The sequence below is a fragment of the Mesorhizobium sp. M7A.F.Ca.CA.002.04.1.1 genome (assembly GCF_004022805.1).
In the GTDB taxonomy this organism is placed as follows: Bacteria; Pseudomonadota; Alphaproteobacteria; order Rhizobiales; family Rhizobiaceae; genus Mesorhizobium; species Mesorhizobium ciceri.
Map to the genome: position 1 here is coordinate 1 of NZ_RZPL01000481.1, position 4,509 is coordinate 4,509.

General features: G+C 63.5%; 4 protein-coding genes. 3 read left to right on the top strand and 1 reads right to left on the bottom strand.

What is annotated here, in order from left to right:
• The 3 genes from ENZ75_RS22220 to ENZ75_RS22230 all read left to right on the top strand — a co-directional run.
• Positions 1 to 1,721 (top strand): AAA family ATPase (locus tag ENZ75_RS22220; RefSeq protein ID WP_128278318.1); only part of this gene is annotated, 1,721 nt, incomplete at its 5' end.
• 59 nt (positions 1,722 to 1,780) lie between these two features.
• A complete protein-coding gene (locus tag ENZ75_RS22225) occupies positions 1,781 to 2,146 on the top strand; it encodes an MmcQ/YjbR family DNA-binding protein (protein WP_013529465.1) in 366 nt (121 codons plus the stop codon).
• A gap of 150 nt (positions 2,147 to 2,296) precedes the next feature.
• Positions 2,297 to 3,802 carry a L,D-transpeptidase family protein gene (locus tag ENZ75_RS22230; RefSeq protein WP_013529466.1) on the top strand — a complete coding sequence of 502 codons (1,506 nt, stop codon included), beginning with the start codon at positions 2,297 to 2,299 and terminating at the stop codon, positions 3,800 to 3,802.
• Here ENZ75_RS22230 and ENZ75_RS22235 read toward each other — a convergent pair.
• Positions 3,776 to 4,408, bottom strand: a complete 633-nt coding sequence (locus ENZ75_RS22235; protein ID WP_063169065.1) for a TMEM175 family protein — start codon at positions 4,406 to 4,408, stop codon at positions 3,776 to 3,778. The two genes, ENZ75_RS22230 and ENZ75_RS22235, sit on opposite strands and share 27 nt — an antisense overlap.
• Between the last annotated feature and the right edge of the window lie 101 nt (positions 4,409 to 4,509).

Genomic DNA, 4,509 nt, shown 5'->3' on the forward strand with positions numbered 1-4,509 from the left:
CGTCCAACCTGTTGAAGCCGGCGCTGGCGCGCGGCGAGCTGCACTGCGTCGGCGCCACCACGCTCGACGAGTATCGCAAGCATGTCGAGAAGGATGCAGCCCTTGCCCGGCGCTTCCAGCCGGTTTTCGTCGACGAGCCGACGGTGGAAGACACCGTTTCGATCCTGCGCGGCCTGAAGGAGAAATACGAGCAGCACCACAAGGTGCGCATTTCGGATTCAGCGCTGGTGGCGGCGGCGACGCTGTCCAACCGCTACATCGCCGATCGCTTCCTGCCGGACAAGGCGATCGACCTGGTCGACGAAGCCGCATCGCGGCTGCGCATGCAGGTCGATTCCAAGCCCGAGGCGCTGGACGAGATCGATCGCCGCATCATGCAGCTCAAGATCGAGCGCGAGGCGCTGAAGGTCGAGACGGACGATGCTTCGAAGGACCGGCTCGCCCGCCTGGAAAAGGAACTCGTCGGCCTTGAGGAGGAATCGACCGAGATCACCGCCAAGTGGCAGGCCGAGAAGCAGAAGCTCGGGCTCGCCGCCGACCTGAAGAAGCAGCTCGACGAGGCGCGCAACGACCTTGCCATTGCTCAGCGCAAGGGTGAATTCCAGCGCGCCGGCGAGCTTGCCTATGGCAAGATTCCGGAATTGGAAAAGAAGCTGAAGGAGGCCGAGGCCCAGGACGGCAAAGCCGGCATGGTCGAAGAGGTGGTTACCCCCGACCACGTCGCCCATATCGTCTCGCGCTGGACCGGCATTCCGGTCGACAAGATGCTGCAGGGCGAGCGCGACAAGCTGCTGCGCATGGAAGACGAGATCGGCAAGCGCGTCGTTGGCCAGGGCGAGGCGGTGCAAGCTGTGTCGAAAGCGGTGCGGCGCGCCCGCGCGGGCCTGCAGGATCCGAACCGGCCGATCGGCTCGTTCATGTTCCTCGGACCGACGGGTGTCGGCAAGACCGAGCTGACCAAGGCGCTGGCGAGCTTTCTGTTCGACGACGAGAGCGCCATGGTGCGCATCGATATGTCGGAGTTCATGGAAAAGCACTCGGTCGCCCGGCTGATCGGCGCGCCTCCCGGCTATGTCGGCTATGAGGAAGGCGGCGCGCTGACCGAAGCGGTGCGGCGCCGGCCCTATCAGGTCGTGCTGTTCGACGAGATCGAGAAGGCGCATCCGGATGTGTTCAACGTGCTTTTGCAGGTGCTCGACGACGGCCGCCTGACCGACGGCCAGGGCCGCACGGTCGACTTCCGCAACACGCTGATCATCATGACGTCGAACCTCGGCGCCGAATATCTCGTCAACCTCACCGAGGACCAGGATGTCGATCTGGTGCGCGACGAGGTGATGAACGTCGTCAGGGCATCGTTCCGGCCGGAGTTCCTCAACCGCGTCGACGAGGTGATCCTGTTCCACCGGCTGCGCCGGCAGGATATGGGCCGCATCGTCGAGATCCAGCTCAAGCGGCTCGAGAGCCTGCTTGTCGACCGCAAGATCACGCTATCGCTGGACCAGGAGGCGGTGGATTGGCTGGCGGCCAAGGGCTACGACCCGGCCTATGGCGCGCGGCCGCTGAAGCGGGTGATGCAGAAGGAATTGCAGGACCCACTGGCGGAGAAGATCCTGCTCGGCGACATCCTCGACGGCTCGACCGTCAAGGTGACAGCCGGTTCCGACCGGCTGAATTTCCGCTCCAAACCGACGATCGTCGCGGCGGAAGCGGCAGCCTGATCCTGCGCCGCGCGTCCTTCCTGGACGCGCGGCGTTTTCATATAAAACGTGGGGTGGGGATGACACTGGACGACTACAACAGCTTCTGCGACTCGCTGCCTTCGACGACCCATGTCGTCCAGTGGGGTGGCGCCCATGTTTGGAAGGTGGGGGCCAAGGTCTTCGCGATCGGCGGCTGGGACGATGGCCAGCAGCTCTTCGTCACCTTCAAATGTTCCGATATCGCCTATGATGTGCTCAAGGAACAGCCGGGGCTACGGCCCGCACCCTATCTTGCCTCGCGCGGCATGACATGGATCCAGCGTCGGACAAGCCAGAGCATGGATGATGCCGCGCTGAAGGACTATCTGCGCGAGAGCCATCGCCTTGTCGCCCTGAAGCTTACCAGGCAGGCGCGCAAGGAATTGGGACTTGCCGAAAGCTAGCCTATATTCCTTGAGGCGCCGGAAAACCGCCATCTTCATGCCCGGTTCATGTTGGAACCATAGGATGGTGTAACTGGTTTGCTGGCGAAGGGGTTCGCCAGAAGACAATGCCGGCGGCGGCAAATTTACGGACCGGAGAATTTGGCCACCATGTTCCGCACGATCTTTGCCCTCTCGGCGCTAGCCGCCGGGCTTGTGTCTTCCGGGGCGTTCGCCGCGCCGACGACGGACAATGCGCCAAGGGTTGTCCGCGCTGCCGATACCGGGGGCATCCTTGTCGCCCAGGACGGTAATCTCGACATCTACTACGACGCCAGGGGCAACCGCGTGATCGTCGATGCCGATACCGGCAAGGTCATCGCCATCCAGCCGCCGCAGACCCGGCTCGACCGCCGCGCCTTGCGCCGCGAGACACGACTGCGCGAACTGGGCCGCGCCCCCGAAGGCGACGACCGCTACTATCTCGACGATCCGGAAGACATGGCGCGGTTCCGGCGCAAGCAGTTGGAAGAGGAAGGCCGCGTTATCCCGCCGCCGGCAGATGAGTACGATCCCTATGGGGACAATTCCGCCGAAGCCTACCCGCCGGCGCCGCAGGACGATGGCAATTACGACGACAATTATCCCGACGCGCCGCAGCCGGCTAAGCCGGGTACAATCAAGCGCCAGCCGCTGAACGAGGCCGCGATAGACCCTGCCCAGCCGACGACACCCGCCGATCAGGCGGCTCTGCCGCCAAAGGCCGGCGACAAGACCACCGTTGCCCCGGCACTTTCGCTGGGAGCGCGCCAGGATGTCGCCGCCCTTCAGGTGCTGCTCGACCGGGGTGGCGCTTCGCCTGGCGTCATCGACGGGCGTTTCGGTTCGAATGTCGACAAGGCGCTCGCCGCCTACAACCAGATCACCGGCGCCAATCTGCGATCGACCGACGCGGTCGCCATCCAGGCGGCACTTGCGCAATCCGGCGGCGATGCCTTCGCCAATTACACGATCACAGCGGAGGACGCGGCCGGTCCTTATGTCGCGTCGATCCCGGAAGACTACAGCCAGAAGGCGCAACTCGACCGCATGGGTTATACGTCGGTGACCGAGGCGCTCGCGGAGCGCTTTCACATGGACGAGAATTATCTCAAGGCGCTCAACCCGGAGGTCGATTTCAATCGTCCCGGCACGATCATCAAGGTCGCCAATTTCGGCAGGCTGGTTTCGACGCCGGTGGCGCGTATCGTCGCCGACAAGGACAAGAAAGAGGTTTTCGCCTATGACGCCGGCGGCAAACTGGTCGCGGCCTATCCCGCAACCATCGGCTCGTCGGATACGCCGTCACCGTCCGGCATACACACGGTGTCGCGCGTGGCGCTCGATCCGAACTACACCTACAATCCCAGCATCAATTTCAAGCAGGGTCAAAACGACAAGGTCCTGACCATTCCGCCGGGCCCGAACGGTCCCGTCGGTTCGGTCTGGATCGCCCTGGATAAGCCGACCTACGGCATCCACGGCACGCCCGATCCGTCGAAGATCGGCAAGACCGAGAGCCATGGCTGCGTACGCCTGACCAACTGGGATGCGCGGGAGCTGGCCAAATTGGTTTCGCCGGGCGTGACGGTGGAGTTTGTCGGCGGGCCCTCAGCCGATAACCTTGCGCAGCAGTGAACCGCGAAGCGCGGCGGCATAGACCAACTGCACGACCAGGATGAAGCCGACGCCGAGCAAGGGACTGACAAGCGAGAGTGCGGCGCCGACCGCCCACAGGATCTGTGCCTTGATGATGCGCAGATAGACCGTGCGTTTGGTTTCCGCATCGACATCCTCTGCTACGAAGCCGCTTTTCTCCGCATAACGCCAGCTCGCGAACAGCGTGACGCCGAGCGCCAGCAGATTGAGCCAGTAGACCAGCACCGCGGTTCTGAACTCGAGGAAGTCGGCCAGAAGATCGGTCGAGAAGGGCAGCAAGGCGATGAAGGCGAGAAAGCAAAGGTTCAGCGTGGCAAGCCGTCGATCGGATTTGGCGATCAGACCATGCTGCGCCTGCTGGCCAAACCAGAAGATGGTCAGCGTCAGGAAGCTCAAGGCGTAGGTCAGGAAACGCGGCGCCAGGGCGGCGATCGCGGCGAGCAGCTCGCGTTCGGAATGGATCGCCTCGTGCGCCGGCACCCTGATTTCGAGAACGATCAGGGTGAGCGCGATGGCGAATACGCCATCGGTGATCCCGACGATACGGCCGCGTCCCTCAGCCGATGCTTCAAGTGGCCGCTTCATCGATGTTTCCCCATCGGCACCTTCCGGAAACCTAGCATGGTTGCCGCCATTTGCATCTGACAGGGTGCGACCCTGGCCAAACGGCTGGTTTCAGCGACAGC